Raw genomic sequence first — 16158 nt, 5'->3', positions numbered from 1 at the left:
TGGGGGCAGGCCGTGAAGGGATGGCGAGGGGCGGGGCGTTGGGCCGGCCCCCGGCGCTGACCGCTCCCCACGCTCGCCTTCGCTCACGCGGGGGCACCCCCATCGCCCTGCGGAACGACTGCCCATGCCGGTGGCGGAGGTCCGCCGCCGCCGGCGGTCGGCCGCGCGGATGGGTGGGCGGGCACACCCGGGCGGCCGGGCGGGCGGTTGCGGCCGGGTGGATGGGCCCGGCGGGGTGAGGGGTCCACTGCGCTCGGCAGGCGTCGCCGACGGTCGGCAGGGGCCCACAGCGGGCAGGGGGCCAGCAGTCGGCAGGGCGCCCACAGCTCGCAGGGGTCACCCGCAGCCGCAGGCCGCCAGGGCTGTGGCCGTCTTGTCCAGGGCCGACTCGGCCTCCCCGGGGTTCGTCGTGCCGGAGGCCATGAAGGCGAAGGCCAGGAGGCGGCCGTCGGCGTCGACGACCGTGCCGGCGAGGGTGTTCACGCCGGTCAGGGTGCCGGTCTTGGCGCGTACGGCGCCTGCCGCGCTGTCGGTGAAGCGGTCGGCCAGGGTGCCGGTGAAGCCGGCCACGGGCAGGCCGGTGAGGACGGGGCGCAGGCCGGGGCGGTCGGGGTCGCCGGCGGTGACGAGGAGGGCGGTGAGCAGGTCGGGGGTGAGCCGGTCGTCGCGGTCGAGGCCGCTGCCGTCGTGGAAGGAGGCGCCGGACATCGGCAGGCCCAGCTTGGTCAGCCGGGCGGAGATCGCCTTGGCGCCGCCGTCGAAGCTGCCGGGCAGGCCGCTGGTGAGGGCGGTCTGGCGGGCGAGGGCCTCGGCGATGTCGTTGTCGCTGTTGGTCAGCATGCGCTCGACCACCTCGGACAGCGGGGGCGAGGAGACCGTGGCGAGGGTCTGCGCGCGCGTGCTGGCCTTGGAGGGGCCGGGGGGTGTGGTGGTGATGCCCGCGGCCTTCAGGAAGGTCGCGAACCTGCTCGCCGCGTCCTTCGCCGGGTCGCTCACGCGGGGCGCCGGGCCGCTGCTGGAGTCGTCGGTGCGGCCCTCGTCGGCGATCAGGGCGCTGACCGGCGCGAGGTTGTCGTTGACGCCGATGGGGTGCACGGAGGGACCGGAGTACAGGGTGGTGTCGTAGGAGAGCGTGACCTCGTGGATGCCGCGCTTCTGCAGGGCCTTCGCGGTGTTCGCCGCGAGGTCGCGCAGGCCGGCCCAGCCGTCGGCGTTCTTGCGCGCCGTCAGCGTGGGGTCGCCGCCGCCGACCAGGACGAGCTCGCCGGTGTCGGGTTCAAGGGCGGCGCGGGTGGTGAAACGGTGGTCGGGGCCCAGGGCGGACAGGGCGGCGACGGCGGTGGCGATCTTGGTGGTGGAGGCGGGGGTGAGGGCCTCGCCGGCGTCGGCACCGTACAGGCGCCTGCCGGTGGCGACGTCGACGACGGCGGCCGCGTGGGTGCCGCCCAGCGCGGCGGCGTCCAGGAGGGGCCCCAGGACGTCGGGGAGGGGCTTTCCGCCCGGCGCGGCCTTCTTGGTGCCGACGGCGCTCGTCGAGCCGTCCAGGCCCACCAGGACGGGTCCGGCGCTCGGGGCGGGCCGGGGCGCATCCACCGACGTGCCGGACCGGCCGTGATCTGCGCCACCTGTCCGCTCCAGGGCGGCGGCCCGCTCCCTCTCGGCCGTACGCTGGCCGTTGGCGTCCCAGGGGCCGGCCGTGGTCACCACACCGGCGGCCAGCGCCAGGCCGGCGGTGGTGGCAGCCGCGGTGTACTGCCAAGTCTTCACGGCCTGCGGCCGCGGCAGAGCCGGGGTCCGGGACCGCAGGGCTCGCGTCAACCGTGCGATCCGCGGCTTCGCGGCCGCCCCGGCTCGCGCCAGACGCGGTCGTACGGCGTTCGCGATCCGCACCACCTGTGGCCTCGCGGCCCGCCAAGGCCTCAGCTCTGGCACGACCACCAGCCCCTTTCGCGATCACACACCTGCGTGAGGGACACTTAACCACCAGAACTATGTGCTGATCATGGAGGAGCCACCGGTGGAGTTCGACGTCACGATCGAGATCCCGAAGGGTTCGCGCAACAAGTACGAGGTGGACCACGAGACCGGTCGGATCCGCCTGGACCGTCGCCTCTTCACCTCGACCGCCTACCCGACCGACTACGGCTTCGTCGAGAACACCCTCGGCGAGGACGGCGACCCGCTGGACGCGCTGGTCATCCTGGACGAGCCGACCTTCCCGGGCTGCCTGATCAAGTGCCGCGCGATCGGCATGTTCCGCATGACGGACGAGGCGGGCGGCGACGACAAGCTGCTGTGCGTTCCGGCCACCGACCCGCGTGTGGAGCACCTGCGCGACATCCACCACGTGTCGGAGTTCGACCGCCTGGAGATCCAGCACTTCTTCGAGGTGTACAAGGACCTGGAGCCCGGCAAGTCGGTCGAGGGCGCCAACTGGGTGGGCCGCACGGACGCCGAGGCGGAGATCGAGCGTTCCTACAAGCGCTTCAAGGAGCAGGGCGGTCACTGAGCCCGCTGTTCCTGCGGACGGGCCGTACGCGCACGCGTGCGGCCCGTCCGCATCCACGCGCGTGTACGGCCCGTCCGGGTACGTGTGCGCATACTGAGCCGTACGGAAGGTGTCGTTCAGGGAGCAGTACGAGGTGACGGAGGCGGAGGACCGCAAGCCCCGGTCCGACGAGGCGCGGTACGACCCGGAGATCACGTCCGAGTTCGCCATTCCCGCGGGTCTCGACGTGCCGAAGACGGCCGGTGAGCCGGAGACCACCTCCGAGTTCGCCTTGCCGGAGGGCCTGGAGACGCCGCACACGCCGGGTGCCGAGCCGGAGGGGTCGGCGTTCAGCCCACCGAGCACCTACGGCGCCAAGGACTCGCTGACGGCGTTCACCCCGGCCACCGGAGTGCCGCTGGTCAGCCTGGTCAAGGACGCGCCCTGGCAGGACCGGATGCGCACGATGCTGCGCATGCCGGTGGCCGAGCGCCCCGCGCCGGAGCTGGTGCAGCGCACCGAGGAGGAGGGCCCGGCGGTCCCGCGCGTGCTCGACCTGACCTTGCGTATCGGCGAGCTGCTGCTGGCCGGCGGTGAGGGCGCGGAGGACGTGGAGACCGCGATGTTCGCGGTGTGCCGCTCCTACGGCCTGGACCGCTGCGAGCCGAACGTCACCTTCACGCTGCTGTCGATCTCGCACCAGCCGTCGCTGGTGGAGGACCCGGTGACCGCCTCGCGGACGGTACGGCGGCGGGGCACCGACTACACCCGGCTCGCGGCCGTGTTCCGGCTGGTGGACGATCTGACCGACCCGGAGACCCATGTCTCCCTGGAGGAGGCCTACCGGCGGCTGGCGGAGATCCGCCGCAACCGGCACCCCTACCCCGGCTGGGCACTGACCCTGGCCAGTGGGCTGCTGGCCGGTGCGGCGTCGGTGCTGGTCGGCGGCGACCTGATCGTGTTCGTCGCCGCCGCGATGGGCGCGATGCTCGGCGACCGGCTGGCCTGGCTGTGCGCGGGGCGCGGGCTGCCGGAGTTCTACCAGTTCACGGTCGCCGCGATGCCGCCCGCGGCGGTCGGGGTGGCGTTCGCGCTGGCGCACGTGGACGTGAAGGCGTCCGCCGTCGTCACCGGTGGACTGTTCGCGCTGCTGCCCGGGCGGGCGCTGGTGGCGGGCGTCCAGGACGGTCTGACCGGCTTCTACATCACCGCGTCGGCCCGTCTGCTGGAGGTCCTGTACTTCTTCGTCGGCATCGTCGCCGGCGTGCTGGTCGTCCTGTACTTCGGGGTGAAGGTCGGCGGCAAGCTCAACCCGGACGCGGCGCTCGTCATCAACGAACGGCCGCTGATCCAGATCGCGGCCTCCATGCTGCTGTCGCTGACGTTCGCTGTGCTGCTCCAGCAGGAGCGGTCGACCGTGCTGTGGGTGACCCTCAACGGCGGCGTCGCCTGGACGGTGTACGGCGCGATGCACTACGTCGCCGACATCTCGCCGGTGGCGTCCACCGCTGTGGCCGCCGGGCTGGTCGGCCTGTTCGGACAGCTGCTGTCGCGGTACCGGTTCGCGTCGGCGCTGCCCTATACGACGGCGGCGATCGGGCCGCTGCTGCCGGGTTCCGCCACGTATTTCGGGCTGCTGAACATGGCCCAGAACGAGGTGAACAAGGGGCTGGTGTCGCTGGCCAACGCGGCGTCGCTGGCGATGGCCATCGCCATCGGCGTCAATCTGGGGTCGGAGGTCTTCCGGTTGTTCCTGAGGGTGGGATCCCCCGGCAAGCGGAAGTCCGCCAAGCGGACCAGGGGGTTCTGAGGGCCCGCGCCCCGGTCGGCTACTGCTGGCGGTAGTCGTAGGGGTACTGGTGCTGTGCCTGGTCGTACTGCTGCTGCGCCTGGTCGTACTGCTGCTGGGGCTGGTCGTACTGCTGCTGGTCGTACTGCTGCTGGTGGTACGGCTGCTGCGGGTACTGCTGGTGGTCGTAGTACTGCTGCTGGTCGTAGCCCTGGTTCCAGTACTGCTGCTCCTGCGGCTCGTACGGCTGGTCCGGCTCGATGCGGCGCAGCTGGGTGGTGGCGGTGTCCATGCCCGGGGGCTGCTGGTACTGCGGCCGGGGTGCCGGGGCGGACTGCGCTGCCTGCTTCTCCTTGCCCTTCTTCTCCTTGCTCCGCGCCCGCAGGAACTCGATCGCGATCGGGACCACGGAGACGAGGACGATCAGGATGAGGATCGCCTCGATGTTGTTCTTGACGAAGTCGATGTTGCCGAGCCAGGAACCGAGCAGGGTGACGCCCGCGCCCCACAGGGTGCCGCCGATGACGTTGAAGATCAGGAACGAGCGGTACTTCATGCCGCTGACGCCGGCGATGATCGGCGTGAACGTGCGCACGATCGGCACGAAACGGGCCAGGACCAGGGACTTCGGGCCGTACTTCTCGAAGAACTCGTGCGCCTTGGTGACGTTCTCCTGCTTGAACAGGCGGGAGTCCGGGCGGTTGAACAGGGACGGGCCGACCTTCTTGCCGAACATGTAGCCCGCCTGGTCGCCGAGGATCGCGGCGAGGCAGATCAGGCCGATCGCGCCCCACAGCGGGACGTGCATCTGATGCGAGGTGATCAGCAGGCCGCAGGTGAACAGCAGCGAGTCACCCGGCAGGAAGAAGCCGATGAGCAGGCCGGACTCGGCGAAGACGACGAGCAGCAGACCCCAGATGCCGTAGGTGTCGAGCAGATGGCTGGGATCGAGCCAGCTCGGGCCGAGGGCGAGTGTCATCACGGGTCCGGGCTCCTGAAGGGGTGAAGGCGGCTACGGCGACTGGTCTTCCATGAAGGGCCGCACAAAGCTATCAACGTGATGTGACCGCCCCAGGTTCCACCGGTGTCTCCAGGATGCACTGTGGGATGGCTGGGAGAAGGCTGTGACTCATGGGACTCGATGACTACGGCGGCGGCCAGGGGCCCCAGCCGGACGTGCTGGTCGTGACCACGAACGACGTGCCCGGGTACCGGGTGCAGCAGGTGATCGGCGAGGTCTTCGGACTCACCGTGCGCTCGCGGCACCTCGGCAGCCAGATCGGCGCCGGGCTGAAGTCGATGATCGGCGGCGAGCTGAAGGGGCTGACGAAGACGCTCGTGCAGACCCGCAACCAGGCCATGGACCGCCTGGTGGAGCAGGCACGCGCGCGTGGGGCGAACGGGGTGCTGGCGTTCCGGTTCGATGTGACGGAGGCCGCCGACGTGGGAACCGAGGTGTGCGCCTACGGCACGGCGGTGGTCCTGGCCCGGGAGTGAGCCCCGTACGCACCCGGGCCGGGACCGGTCAGCAGGTGTGGCGGTCGGCGTTGGCGAGGATCGCCGCGCGCAGGTGCTCGGCGACACCGGGGCGCATGGAGTCGTAGAACGCCTTGAAGCGCTCGTCGGAGACGTACATCTCCCCGAAGCACCGGTGCATGTCGTAGGGCACCTCGAAGTAGTACCTGCTGATGTGCTGCCGGTGTTCCTCGGCCAGGTCCATGGCCGCCTCGCCGGTGGGCCGCTCGCCGGCGGCCACCAGGTCGGCGTACCGCCGGCCCCAGTCGTCGACCTCGGCCCGGATGCGCTTCCAGTCCTCCTTGGTGTAGGTGGCGGCGCGGCGCTGCGACTCGGCGTACACCTCCGTGTCGCCCCAGCGCGCCTCCGCCTCCTCGCGGTACTGCTCGGGGTCCTTGTCCCCGAACACCTCGAACCGCTCCTCCGGCGTCAGGTTGATGCCCATCTTGCGTGCCTCCATGGCGTGCTCCACGGCCGCGGCCATCTTCTGGAGCCTCTCGATCCGGGCGGTCAGCAGTTCGTGCTGGCGGCGCAGGTGTGCGCGCGGGTCCGCGTCCGGGTCGTCGAGCAGGGCCGCGACCTCCTCGAGCGGGAAGCCGAGCTCCCGGTAGAACAGGATCTGCTGGAGCCGGTCGAGGTCGGCGTCGGTGTAGCGCCGGTGGCCGGCGTGGGTGCGCCCGCCGGGCACGAGCAGGCCGATCTCGTCGTAGTGGTGCAGGGTGCGCACCGTGACCCCGGCGAACCCCGCGACCTGTCCCACGGAGTAGCTCACTTTTCCGCTCCTTCGGTCGGTACGCCCTCCACGCTGAGGCCTCACGTCACGTGAGGTGCAAGCCGGTTTCCGTTCGCACCATTTCAGGGTGTTCTGCGGATTTTGTCCGCTTATGGTGAGCCCGTGGCCCAGGAAACCGACGCGGCGCAGGCGCCCCCGACCGCTCCTTCGGCACCCGCGCGGGCCCTGCTTCCGTACATCCTGCCCGCCGTGGCCGTCGGCGTGGTCGCGAGCCTGCTCTACATCGGGGTGAGCGCGGCGGCGGAGCAGCTCCAGCACGTGCTGTGGGGGCCGCTCCCGGACGCGCTCGGGGTGGGCCGCTACTCGGTGCCGTGGATGTTCGCGGTGCTGACCGCCACGGGCCTCGCGGTCGGCCTCGTGGTGTGGAAGGTGCCCGGGCACGCCGGGCCCGACCCGGCCACCCTCGGCCTGAACGCCCCTGCGCTGCCGCCGGTCGTGCTGCCGGGCCTGGTGCTGGCGACCGGGCTGATGCTGGCCGGCGGCCCGAGCCTCGGCCCGGAGAACCCGATCATCGCCGCGAACGTGGGCCTCGCGGTCTGGCTCGGTACGCGCCTGGTGCCCCGGATGCCGGGCACGCTGTGGCCGGTGCTGGCGGAGTCGGCGACGATCGGCGCGCTGTTCGGCACGCCGGTGGCGGCGGCGCTGGTCATCTCCGAGGCGCTGGCCGGACGCCCGATGCAGGGCCGGCTGTGGGACAACCTGTTCGCACCGCTGACCGCCGGCGCGTGCGGGGCCATCACGACCACCCTGGTGTTCCGTCCGACTTTCGACCTGGGCCTGCCGCCCCTGGGCCACCCGGACGCGAAGGACGTCCTGGCGGCGCTCGTGATCGCCCCGGCGGCCGCGCTGCTCGGCATGGGCGCCGTGTACGCCTTCCCGCTCGTCCACGCGGCCTTCCGGCGGCTGCGGCACCCCATGCTGATGCTTCCGGCCGGCGGGATCGTGCTGGCCGCTCTGGGGACCCTGGGCGGCCATCTGACGCTCTTCAAGGGGCTGTCGGAGGTCGCAGAGCTGGCCCGGCACCCGGACGGCTGGTCGGCGGGGCAGTTCGCCGGGATGGCGGTGGTGAAGCTGGCCGCGCTGCTCGTCGCCGCGTCCTGCGGTTTCCGTGGCGGCCGTATCTTCCCGGCCGTCTTCGTCGGCAGCGCCCTCGGCCTGTGCGCCCACGCACTCGTTCCGGCCGTACATCCGGCACTGGGCGTGGCGACAGGCGTCCTGGGCATGCTCCTCGCGATCACCCGGCAGGGCTGGGTGAGCCTGTTCACCGCCGCGGTGCTGGTCGCCTCGCCCGCCGTCATCGCCGTGCTGTGCATCGCGTCGCTGCCGGCCTGGCTCCTGGTGACGGGGCGCCCGCAGATGCAGTTGGGCGAGGACGGCACCCCGATCCGCTGAAAACCTTCCCCGGAATCCCTGGAGGCACGTTCATGGCCCTGCACAAAGGTCCCGAGAAACACGAACAGCGGACGATGTCCGTCAACCCGTTCTACGGGGAGGCCAACCCGGTCGGCGGCATGACCGAGGCCCCGCCCACGCACCGGCTCCCGGACGCGCCGCTGGCCCCGGCCACGGCGTACCAACTCGTGCACGACGAGCTGATGCTGGACGGCAACTCCCGGCTGAATCTGGCCACGTTCGTCACCACCTGGATGGAGCCGCAGGCCGGGGTGCTGATGGCGGAGTGCCGGGACAAGAACATGATCGACAAGGACGAGTACCCGCGCACGGCCGAACTGGAGCGGCGCTGTGTGGCGATGCTCGCCGACCTGTGGAACGCGCCGGACCCGGCGACGGCGGTGGGCTGTTCCACGACCGGCTCGAGCGAGGCCTGCATGCTCGCCGGGATGGCGCTCAAACGACGGTGGGCCGCACGCAACGCCGGCCGTTACCCCGGCGCCCGCCCCAACCTGGTCATGGGCATCAACGTCCAGGTCTGCTGGGAGAAGTTCTGCAACTTCTGGGAGGTGGAGGCCCGGCTCGTGCCCATGGAGGGCGACCGGTTCCACCTGGATCCGCAGGCGGCGGCCGAGCTGTGCGACGAGAACACCATCGGGGTCGTCGGCATCCTCGGCTCGACCTTCGACGGCTCCTACGAGCCGGTCGCGGAGCTGTGCGCCGCCCTGGACGCCCTCCAGGAGCGCGCCGGGCTGGACATCCCGGTCCACGTGGACGGCGCGTCCGGCGGCATGGTGGCGCCCTTCCTGGACCCGGACCTGGTGTGGGACTTCCGGCTGCCGCGCGTGGCCTCGATCAACACCTCGGGGCACAAGTACGGGCTGGTGTATCCGGGCGTCGGCTGGGCGCTGTGGCGGGACAAGGAGGCGCTGCCCGAGGAGCTGGTCTTCCGGGTCAACTACCTGGGCGGCGACATGCCGACCTTCGCGCTCAACTTCTCCCGGCCCGGCGCCCAGGTGGTCGCGCAGTACTACAGCTTCCTGCGGCTCGGCCGTGAGGGGTACCGCGCGGTGCAGCAGTCGACGCGGGACGTGGCGACCTCGCTCGCCGAACGGATCGCGGCGCTGGACGACTTCCGGCTGCTGACCCGGGGCGACCAGCTGCCGGTCTTCGCCCTCACCACCGCCCCGGAGGTGACGTCGTACGACGTCTTCGACGTCTCCCGGCGGCTGCGCGAGAGCGGCTGGCTGGTGCCCGCGTACACCTTCCCGGCGAACCGGGAGGACCTGTCCGTGCTGCGGGTCGTGTGCCGCAACGGCTTCTCCCACGACCTGGCCGACCTGTTCCTGGCCGACCTGACCCGCCTCCTGCCGGAACTGCGCCGGCAGCCGCACCCACTGACGCGGGACAAGGGGGCGGCGACCGGGTTTCATCACTGAGGCACCGGGATTCTCCGACGCCATCGCCGCCCGCGACTCCCTGCCGCACCGGCTCGGCCCGGCCGCCCGTCGCCCGTCTCAGGACGGGCGGCGGCCGGGAGCTCCCCGGAGCCGCCGTGCGCCCACCGGCCGAGCGCGTACGCCACGTCGGCCGTCAGTGCCGGGCGGTCGCCGGCTGGAGCATGTCGGCGGCCGGGCGGACGTCACCAGGGCCTGCCGGCCGTCCAGTTGCTCGCCCAGGGGCCGCGTACGGGCCCGGCAGGCCGATGCGACGGCGGACGGCGCGTACAAGGTGGCTTCGCCGGCCGGCAGCGGGCTGTGAAGGGTGCTCGGCGCTTTCGAGGCGCCTACGGCTCGGGGCATTCCCGCCGCAGGCGGGTGCGGGTGCGTGGCGGCACTTCGCGCGGTTCCCCGCGCCCCTGCTCTTGCCGGCGTCAGCCCCCGGGATGCCCCTCCCCCGTCGCGTACGGGTTCTCCGCGTCGGCGAGCACGCCGACGAACGGATCGCCCTCGCCGGCGAACGTGTAGGCGCCGGTCTCCAGGCGTTCGACGAGGCCCTGGGTCCACTCGGCCTCGGAGTCGGCCGTATGGAGCCACATGTTCATGATCTCACCGATGTGACCGAGCTGCCCGGGCCCCTCCTCGGGCACATAGTGCTCGGTGACCGAGGAGCGCCACGCCGCGATGCGGCGCATGCGCTCCTTCAGCAGCGCCACCGCCTCGGACCGCGGCAGGTCGACCATGAAGCCGACCGCCGCCGTCTTCACGTCGCCGCGCTGGTCGTAGGTGACCAGCGCGGCGCGCAGCAGGGCGAAGTACTCCTCGGTGCCCTTCTCGGTCAGCTCGTACTCGGTGCGCGGCGGGCCGCCGGCCGTGGACGGCGCGATCTCGTGCGCGTGCAGCAGCCCCTGCTTGGCCATCTGCTTCAGGGCGTGGTAGATCGAGCCCGGCTTGGCGTTGGACCACTCGTGCGCGCCCCAGTACTCCAGGTCGCCCCGCACCTGGTAGCCATGGGCCCGCCCGTGCTGGCGGACCGCGCCCAGCACGAGGAGACGGATCGCTGACATGCGGTCCAGGTTATTGCCGCGATGCCGCCCGCCCCGCGGTCACCCCCAGGAGCCGCCCTGCTCCTGGGCCACCAGCTCGAAGGCCGTCCGGCCGTCCAGGGACTCGCGGATGATGTCGGCGTGGCCGGCGTGCCGGGCCGTTTCGCGGATCAGGTGCAGACACAGCCAGCGCAGGCTGACCCGGCCCTCCGGCGGGAACCAGGGGTCCGGCGGCAGCGGGAAGGTGTCGTCCAGGCTCGGCACGGAACGGATGAACTTCTCCGTCTCGGCGGCGACCTGCTCCCAGTACGCCAGCTGCGAGGCGACCGTCTCCTCGCCGACCAGCTGGAAGCTCTCGTGCCAGTTCGACTCGTCGCGCTTGACGGCCGGGGGTTCCTGCCTGGCTCGTGCGATCCAGCTCTGCTCGACCTCGGCGACATGCTTGAGCAAGCCGCCGAGCGACAGCTCGCTGGCGCTGGGGCGGGAGCGCGCCTGCTCCTCCGTCACTCCGAGCAGGGCCCGGCGGATCCCGCCGCGCTGCTCCTCGATGAAGGCGAGCAGCGCCCCGCGCTCGTCGCCCTGCGCCTCCGCCGGTACGTGCCTGACCATGGTCGGCCGCCTTTCGTCACCGTCGCCGGGGCCGTCCGCCCCCTGACACCGACGACGCTACGGGCCATTGAGGTCAGGTGCTGTCCGCAACGGCCCGCTCGCTCAAAAAGGCCGGCTAGAACGGGAAGCCGCTGCGGCCGTGCTGGACCGAGATCCACTTGACGGTCGTGAAGGCCTCCAGCGTCGTCTCGCCGTTCAGGCGGCCGATGCCGGAGTGCTTCTCGCCGCCGAACGGCACGATCGGCTCGTCGTGGACCGTGCCGTCGTTCACATGGAACATGCCCGTGTCGATCTGCTTGGCGAAGGCGACACCCCGCTCGATGTCACCCGTGTGGACGGCGCCGCTGAGGCCGTACGGGGTGTCGTTGACGATCCGGAGGGCCTCCTCCTCGCCGTCGAACGGGACGAGGAAGACGACCGGGCCGAACACCTCCTGCTGGAGCAGCGCGGAGTCGGCGGGGACGTCGGTGAGCACGCTGGGCTCGACCAGGTTGCCGGACGTGCCGCCCCGCACCAGGGCGGTGGCGCCCTCGGCGAGCGCCTGCTCGACGACGCCGGAGATCGCGTTCGCCTGCTGGGAGTTGATCACCGGGCCGATCACGGTCTGCGGGTCGCGCGGGTCCCCGACCTTCAGCGACGTCACCTTGGCGACGAACTTCTCGGTGAACTCCCTGGCGACGGAGGCGTCCACGAGGACCCGGTTGGCGGCCATGCAGACCTGGCCCTGGTGGACGAACCGGCTGAAGACCGCCGCGTCCACCGCGTAGTCGACGTCGGCGTCGTCCAGGACCACCAGGGCGCTGTTGCCGCCCAGTTCGAGCACCGAGCGCTTGAAGTGCGCGGCGCAGACGGTGGCCACGTGCCGGCCGACCTTGTCGGACCCGGTGAAGGAGATGACCTTCGGCACCGGGTGCTCGAGGAACGCGTCGCCGATCTCGGCGATGTCGGTGACGACGACGTTGAGCAGGCCGCCGGGCAGCCCGGCCTCCTCGAAGAGCTTCGCGATCAGGGTGCCGCCGGCGATCGGGGTGTTCTGGTGCGGCTTGAGGACGACGGCGTTGCCGAGCGCGAGGGCCGGGGCGACCGACTTGATCGACAGCAGGAAGGGGAAGTTGAAGGGGCTGATCACGCCCACGACACCGACGGGCACCCGGTAGACGCGGTTCTCCTTGCCCTCGACCGGGGAGGGCAGGATCCTGCCCTCGGGACGCAGGGCCAGGTGGATCGACTCGCGCAGGAACTCCTTGGCGAGGTGCAGCTCGAAACCGGCCTTCACGCGCGTGCCGCCCAGTTCCGCGATGATCAGGTCGGCTATCTCCTGCTCACGGTCCTCTATGAGCCGAAGCACCCGCTCGAAGACCGCGCGGCGGGCATAGGGGTTGGTCTCGGCCCACTTCTTCTGGGCGCGCGCGGCGGCCCGGTAGGCCTGGTCGACCTCGTCGACCGTGGCCACCGTGATCGAGGCCAGCTTCTCGTCGTCGTAGGGGTTGAAGTCGATGACGTCCCAGGAGCCGGTGCCCGGGCGCCATTCTCCGTCGATGTACTGCTGGGCCAGGTCGCTGAAGTAGGACGACATGTGATCCCTCAATCACTAGCGGAGGCAGATCCTGGTCGCGGTCTGATCGCACGTCATCGTACTTGTGTTTCAAGCGAGTTGAAGGAGCGTCCTCAGGACAGCTGGAGGAGCCCGCGGAGCAGGTCCCGGCTCTCGTCGGGGCCGGGGCTGTCCTGCTGGAGCTCCTTCAGGGCCTGCTCGTACTGGGCGACGTCCTCGCGCTTGTCCAGGTAGAGGGCGCTGGTCAGCTGCTCCACGTAGACGACGTCGGACAGATCGGCGTCGGGGAAGCTGAGGACGGTGAAGGCGCCGCTCTCGCCGGAGTGCCCGCCGAAGCCGAACGGCATGACCTGCAGCCGTACGTTGGGCCGCTCGGAGATGTCGATCAGGTGCTGGAGCTGGCCCCGCATCACGGCACGGTCGCCATAGGGGCGGCGCAGGGCGGCCTCGTCGAGGACGATGTGGAACTCGGGGGCGTGGCCCGAGAGCAGGTGCTTCTGCCGCTCCAGGCGCAGGGCGACCCGGCGTTCGACGTCGGCGGGGCTCGCGCCCTTCATGCCGCGCCGGACCACCGCGCGGGCGTAGCCCTCGGTCTGGAGCAGGCCGTGGACGAACTGCACCTCGTAGACGCGAATGAGGGACGCGGCGCCCTCCAGGCCGACATAGGTCGGGAACCAGCTGGGCAGGACGTCGGTGTAACTGTGCCACCAGCCGGCCACGTTGGCCTCCCGGGCGAGGGAGAGCAGCGACTCACGCTCCGTCTCGTCCGTGATGCCGTACAGCGTCAGCAGGTCTTCCACGTCCCTGGTCTTGAAGCTCACCCGGCCCAGCTCCATACGGCTGATCTTCGACTCGGAGGCACGGATGGAGTACCCCGCCGCCTCGCGCGTGATGCCCCGCGCTTCCCGCAGCCGCCTGAGTTGCGAGCCGAGCAGCATCCGCCGCACCACCGATCCGGGCTCTCCCGCGCTCACGTTCGCCAGCCTCCCCAACCGTCTTCAGGGCCCGCAGTCTGCCACTAAAACACTTCGAGCAGTACTCGTCCGGTTACGGAAACGGAAAGACGCGGGCCGTTTCTGCCTGCCTGTGGCGGGAAGAGGTCAGGACCTGTGGCGACAACTGCCGAGAAGACGGCGGAAAAAATGGCCAAGAAGCGGTACGGGCAGTGCCATTTCGGTCGCGTGCACGTGCATCTGCCCTTGCATCTGCTCTACGCATCCGAAACCATGGTCCCGCGCCACCGCTGCATCGCAACGACCGCGAATTCCCGGGAGTGCCTCGCATGGGGACGAATGGATCGACCATGCTCAAGCCGTTACGGCAGGGCCTTCCGCCGCTGGATCCCGCAGCCGTGTCCGATGCCGCCTCCTGCGCCCTGCCCGCCCGCTACGAAGCGGTGCGCGAGGCCCGGCGCTTCACCCGCGGCACCCTCGACCAGTGGGACATCGGCGACCGTTTCGACGACATATGCCTCGTCGTCTCCGAACTCGTCACCAACGCCCTGCGCCACGGCCTGCCGTCCGAAGCGGCATGCGCCGAACACGCCCCGTCCGTACGGCTGCACCTGATGCGCTGGACCGAGCGGCTGGTGTGCGCCGTGCGCGACCCCAGCCACGAGACGCCGGCGCCGCGCGACTCGGACGACTTCTCCGCCGAGTCCGGACGCGGGCTGTTCCTGGTCGACTCCTTCGCCGACAGCTGGGGCTGGCACCCGCTCGCGGGCACGCTCCACGGCAAGGTGGTCTGGGCACTGTTCCGGCTGCAGTCGGCCGGCTGACGCGGTACGGCACCGACCGACGCGCGATTTCTACGCGCGTCGCCCCCGCTCTTCCGGCCGTCCGACATCGTTGCCACGAACACCGAGGGCGCGCCGCCGCCGGATCGCCCGGCGTCAGCTCACTATCAGGTGGTCGAACTCGCCGTCCTTGATGCCGAGGAGCATGGCCTCGATCTCCGCGCGCGTGTAGACGAGCGCGGGACCGTCCGGGAAACGCGAGTTGCGTACGGCAACCTCGCCGCCCGGCAATCTCGCGAACTCCACGCAGGAACCCTGCGAGTTGCTGTGCCTGCTCTTCTGCCAGGCCACTCCGACCAGCTGCGCGGCAGCCATGCCGTTGTACACGTCGTACCCCCCGTACACGCCGTCAACGTCGCGGTCCACAGGTCGCTCCCCGTTGGTGCACTGGCTGGTGTGGCCATAGATGCCGTGGTCAACTGACCCGGATCATAACCCCGTTCACGTGCAGATGCAGGAGCAAATGCACGTGCACAGGGGGTGTTCCCGCGGTTACAGGTTTGACGCTCGCTTTACCGACCTTGGAGACGCCTGCGTCAGCCAAGCTGTTCCAGCGTCTGCCCCAGAGCAGGCAGGACATGCCCCCGCCAACCCCCACCCATGATCTTCCGCGCCATCAGCTGAGCCGGATCGTCCGGATCGAAACCTTCATGCACCAGGAAAAGACGCGTACCGCGCCCTTCTTGTTCCAGGGTCCAGGTGACGGTCCAGTCCGCGGGGTTGGCCGGATCGGCGTCGGCCCAGCGGACGGACAGCATCCGCTCGATGTCGTAGGCCAGTACCCGTACCTCCACGACCCCGGAGAAGCGGGCGTTGGGACGCGGGACGGAGGTCATCCGGTACCGGTGGCCGACCTCCAGCCGGAAGTCCTCGGCACCGGGCATCTGCCACTGGGCGAGCAGTCCCGGGTCGGTCAGAGCACGCCAGACCTTGGCGGGCGGATGCGGGAAGAACTGGTCGACGCGGATCGTGGTCAGGTCGTCATCGGGGCGCGCGCTCATGACTGGTCATCGTCGGGCAGGCGGTCGAGCAGGTCGCCGAGGCCCTTCAGCCGGTCGCGCCAGAACCGCTCGTACGGGTGGAGCCAGTCCTGCACCTCGGCGAGGGGGGCGGCCTCGAGGCGGTAGATGCGCTGCCGCCCGGAGCGCTGCTCGGAGACGAGGCCGGCCTCCCGGAGCACCTTGAGGTGTTCCGAGAGGCTCGGGCGGCGCATGTCGAAGTGGTCGGCCAGGGCCTGGACGGGCTGCGGTCCGCGCTCGCGCAGCAGCCGCAGCACTTCGCGGCGGGTGGCGTTGGCGAGCGCGGCGAAGACGCGGTCCTCGGCGGCGGTACCCGTCCCGGTCCCGGTGCTCATGGCGCGGTCAGAAGCCTTCCTTCTCCGTCAGCAGCATCAGACCGTTGCCGTCGGGGTCCGTGAAGGAGGCCATGCGGCCCCACGGGTACTCGTCCGGGCCCTGCACCTCGGTGCCCGCCCGGGCGAGCCGTGCGCAGTCGGCGTCGACATCGGTCGTCACCAACATGATCCCCCGCGCCGAACCGGGCACGAAATCGCCCATGCCCGGCCCGGAGAGCGTGAAGACGGTCTGCGCACCCTTCGGCGCGACCTGCAGCCAGCGCCCGGGCGGCATCTGCAGATCGGCGGTGACCTCGAAGCCGAGAACGTCCTGGTAGAAGCGCAGGGCGCGGTCCTGGTCGGTGACGGGGAGGGTGACGAAGGAGGCGTGAGTGATGTTCATG

The 16158-nt window shown here is 70.9% G+C and carries 17 protein-coding genes; 6 read left to right on the top strand and 11 right to left on the bottom strand.

Translation table 11 applies throughout. The features are described from left to right. Window positions 1-336: 336 nt before the first annotated feature. Window positions 337-1938, bottom strand: coding sequence for a D-alanyl-D-alanine carboxypeptidase/D-alanyl-D-alanine-endopeptidase (dacB, locus tag SRB17_RS21295; protein WP_416237071.1), 1602 nt, complete (start codon window positions 1936-1938; stop codon window positions 337-339). A gap of 79 nt (window positions 1939-2017) precedes the next feature. Here dacB and SRB17_RS21290 point away from each other — a divergent pair, with 79 nt between their 5' ends. Both SRB17_RS21290 and SRB17_RS21285 read left to right on the top strand, forming a co-directional pair. Beyond that, entirely contained in the window at window positions 2018-2509 is a 492-nt protein-coding gene (locus SRB17_RS21290; RefSeq protein ID WP_031115900.1) for an inorganic diphosphatase, read from the top strand. Window positions 2510-2642: 133 nt separating this feature from the next. Further along, entirely contained in the window at window positions 2643-4298 is a 1656-nt protein-coding gene (locus tag SRB17_RS21285) for a threonine/serine ThrE exporter family protein (protein ID WP_323376049.1), read from the top strand. 19 nt (window positions 4299-4317) lie between these two features. Here SRB17_RS21285 and SRB17_RS21280 read toward each other — a convergent pair whose 3' ends face one another. Next, entirely contained in the window at window positions 4318-5256 is a 939-nt protein-coding gene (locus SRB17_RS21280) for a VTT domain-containing protein (RefSeq protein ID WP_153541314.1), read from the bottom strand. A gap of 152 nt (window positions 5257-5408) precedes the next feature. Between SRB17_RS21280 and SRB17_RS21275 the strand changes: the two genes are divergently transcribed. Further along, complete coding sequence (locus tag SRB17_RS21275; protein ID WP_153540915.1) at window positions 5409-5774, top strand: YbjQ family protein; 366 nt, start codon at window positions 5409-5411, stop codon at window positions 5772-5774. Between the two features lie 28 nt (window positions 5775-5802). Here SRB17_RS21275 and SRB17_RS21270 read toward each other — a convergent pair whose 3' ends face one another. Next, window positions 5803-6564: a MerR family transcriptional regulator gene (locus SRB17_RS21270; protein WP_323376016.1), complete on the bottom strand. Its 762-nt coding sequence runs from the start codon at window positions 6562-6564 to the stop codon at window positions 5803-5805. Between the two features lie 123 nt (window positions 6565-6687). Between SRB17_RS21270 and SRB17_RS21265 the strand changes: the two genes are divergently transcribed. Both SRB17_RS21265 and SRB17_RS21260 read left to right on the top strand, forming a co-directional pair. Then, on the top strand, window positions 6688-7977 hold the full coding sequence (locus SRB17_RS21265) for an ion channel protein (RefSeq protein ID WP_323376015.1): 1290 nt from the start codon (window positions 6688-6690) through the stop codon (window positions 7975-7977). Between the two features lie 32 nt (window positions 7978-8009). Beyond that, window positions 8010-9416, top strand: coding sequence for a glutamate decarboxylase (locus SRB17_RS21260; RefSeq protein ID WP_153540912.1), 1407 nt, complete (start codon window positions 8010-8012; stop codon window positions 9414-9416). A gap of 434 nt (window positions 9417-9850) precedes the next feature. Here the strand turns inward: SRB17_RS21260 and SRB17_RS21255 are convergent, their stop codons facing one another. The 4 genes from SRB17_RS21255 to SRB17_RS21240 all read right to left on the bottom strand — a co-directional run bounded on the left by SRB17_RS21255 (window position 9851) and on the right by SRB17_RS21240 (window position 13564). Further along, window positions 9851-10483, bottom strand: a complete 633-nt coding sequence (locus tag SRB17_RS21255) for a PadR family transcriptional regulator (RefSeq protein WP_153540910.1) — start codon at window positions 10481-10483, stop codon at window positions 9851-9853. 39 nt (window positions 10484-10522) lie between these two features. Next, complete coding sequence (locus SRB17_RS21250; protein ID WP_153540908.1) at window positions 10523-11071, bottom strand: DinB family protein; 549 nt, start codon at window positions 11069-11071, stop codon at window positions 10523-10525. A 115-nt stretch (window positions 11072-11186) separates the two neighbouring features. Beyond that, window positions 11187-12647 carry an aldehyde dehydrogenase family protein gene (locus tag SRB17_RS21245; protein WP_153540906.1) on the bottom strand — a complete coding sequence of 487 codons (1461 nt, stop codon included), beginning with the start codon at window positions 12645-12647 and terminating at the stop codon, window positions 11187-11189. A 92-nt stretch (window positions 12648-12739) separates the two neighbouring features. Beyond that, the gene (locus SRB17_RS21240) at window positions 12740-13564 is read right to left on the bottom strand and encodes a helix-turn-helix domain-containing protein (protein ID WP_153541311.1); all 825 of its coding nucleotides are present in this window, start codon (window positions 13562-13564) and stop codon (window positions 12740-12742) included. A 344-nt stretch (window positions 13565-13908) separates the two neighbouring features. On the opposite strand from SRB17_RS21240, the gene SRB17_RS21230 reads away from it, so the two are divergent. Then, the gene (locus tag SRB17_RS21230; RefSeq protein ID WP_228396153.1) at window positions 13909-14403 is read left to right on the top strand and encodes an ATP-binding protein; all 495 of its coding nucleotides are present in this window, start codon (window positions 13909-13911) and stop codon (window positions 14401-14403) included. A gap of 114 nt (window positions 14404-14517) precedes the next feature. Here the strand turns inward: SRB17_RS21230 and SRB17_RS21225 are convergent, their stop codons facing one another. From SRB17_RS21225 to SRB17_RS21210, 4 genes are all read right to left on the bottom strand, one after another. After that, window positions 14518-14787: a DUF397 domain-containing protein gene (locus tag SRB17_RS21225; protein ID WP_023547721.1), complete on the bottom strand. Its 270-nt coding sequence runs from the start codon at window positions 14785-14787 to the stop codon at window positions 14518-14520. A 170-nt stretch (window positions 14788-14957) separates the two neighbouring features. Beyond that, complete coding sequence (locus SRB17_RS21220) at window positions 14958-15422, bottom strand: SRPBCC family protein (protein WP_153540902.1); 465 nt, start codon at window positions 15420-15422, stop codon at window positions 14958-14960. After that, the gene (locus SRB17_RS21215) at window positions 15419-15775 is read right to left on the bottom strand and encodes an ArsR/SmtB family transcription factor (protein WP_153540900.1); all 357 of its coding nucleotides are present in this window, start codon (window positions 15773-15775) and stop codon (window positions 15419-15421) included. Before SRB17_RS21215 ends, SRB17_RS21220 begins: the two co-directional genes overlap by 4 nt. A 7-nt stretch (window positions 15776-15782) precedes the next feature. Further along, window positions 15783-16157, bottom strand: coding sequence for a VOC family protein (locus SRB17_RS21210; RefSeq protein WP_153540898.1), 375 nt, complete (start codon window positions 16155-16157; stop codon window positions 15783-15785). Window position 16158: the final 1 nt, after the last annotated feature.

It is taken from the genome of Streptomyces sp. RB17, assembly GCF_009604455.1.
In the GTDB taxonomy this organism is placed as follows: domain Bacteria; phylum Actinomycetota; class Actinomycetes; order Streptomycetales; family Streptomycetaceae; genus Streptomyces.
Note: the sequence above shows the minus strand (reverse complement) of the source record. Positions and strands in the feature narration are given on the sequence as shown.